The following is a 1078-nucleotide window of genomic DNA, read 5'->3' on the forward strand; positions in this document are numbered from 1 at the left end:
CGCGCTCGTCACCCCGAGCGCTGGAGCCGCGACACGCGCGACTGGACGCCCGCGGGCCCCGTGCGCCTCAATCCCTCTCCGGAAGCGCAGGAGCTGAAGCATATCGGCTGAACCTTCTCACGCGACAGCTACCTTGACGCTCACCGCGGACGACCGGGCGGCGCTGGAGGCCATCGTCTTCGTGCTCCGGAGCGGCATCCCGTGGGAGATGCTGCCTCGCAAGCAGTTCGGCCTGTCGGGCATGACAGCCTGGCGCAGGTTGGAGGAATGGACCCGGGCCGGCGTGTGGGAACAGCTCCAGGCGCGGCTGCTGGATGAGCTGGGGCTGCGAGGCAAGGTGGACTTCTCGCGCGCCTCCATCGACTCCTCGTCCGTACGGGCGTCAAAAAGGGGGCCCTCACGGGCCCAAGCCCGACGGATAGAGCGAAGGCGGGTAGCAAACATCATCTTCTCGTAGACGCCCACGGCCTGCCTCTGACGGAGTCCGTGACAGCGGCCAACGTGCACGACACGCATGAACTCTTCCCGCTCGTCGACTCCGTCCCCGCGGTGAGGATGCCTTCGGGGCAGCGACGTTTCCGCCCCGCGAAGGTCCACGGCGACAAAGCCTATGCCTCCAGGAAGAACCGACTCGGCTTGCGCCTGCGCGGCATTGCTCCGCGCATCGCCCGCCCAGGCGTCGAGTCCAAGGCACGGCTGGGACGCTACCGCTGGGTGGTGGAGCGCACGCTGGCCTGGAAGAACCAGCTGCGCCGCCTTCGCGTCCGCGATGAGCGCAGGGACGATGTTCACTTCGGCGTCCTCGTCCTCGGCTGATGCGTCATGCTCCTACGACGCCTCTACCCTGACATTTGTTAGAGGCTGTAAGTAGGTCGCCAGAAGTTCTCTAACAAATCGCGTAGCCAGAAGCCCTCGGCGAGGCAGCCCGCCTTGCGGAGGGCGTCCTGGGCAGAAAGGCCCAGCACCCAGCGGATGGCGGCGCCGACGTGCTGCTCGACCGTGGGGTACTGACGGTTGGCGGAAACGCGTTGCTTCAGGGGGCGCCACAGATGATCCATGCAGTTGAGTTCTGAGCGCT

The 1078-nt window shown here is 66.6% G+C and carries 3 protein-coding genes; 2 read left to right on the forward strand and 1 reads right to left on the reverse strand.

Annotated features, from left to right (window positions below; genetic code table 11):
- The first annotated feature begins 133 nt into the window (after positions 1-133).
- Both D7Y13_RS41660 and D7Y13_RS41665 read left to right on the forward strand, forming a co-directional pair.
- The gene (locus D7Y13_RS41660) at positions 134-457 is read left to right on the forward strand and encodes a transposase (RefSeq protein WP_158620525.1); all 324 of its coding nucleotides are present in this window, start codon (positions 134-136) and stop codon (positions 455-457) included.
- 11 nt (positions 458-468) lie between these two features.
- Positions 469-816 carry a transposase gene (locus D7Y13_RS41665; protein WP_233596056.1) on the forward strand — a complete coding sequence of 116 codons (348 nt, stop codon included), beginning with the start codon at positions 469-471 and terminating at the stop codon, positions 814-816.
- Between the two features lie 38 nt (positions 817-854).
- Here D7Y13_RS41665 and D7Y13_RS41670 read toward each other — a convergent pair.
- A partial coding sequence (locus tag D7Y13_RS41670; protein ID WP_439329262.1) for a hypothetical protein occupies positions 855-1078 on the reverse strand: 224 nt, incomplete at its 5' end.

The organism is Corallococcus praedator, from assembly GCF_003612125.1.
Taxonomy (GTDB): Bacteria; Myxococcota; Myxococcia; order Myxococcales; family Myxococcaceae; genus Corallococcus; species Corallococcus praedator.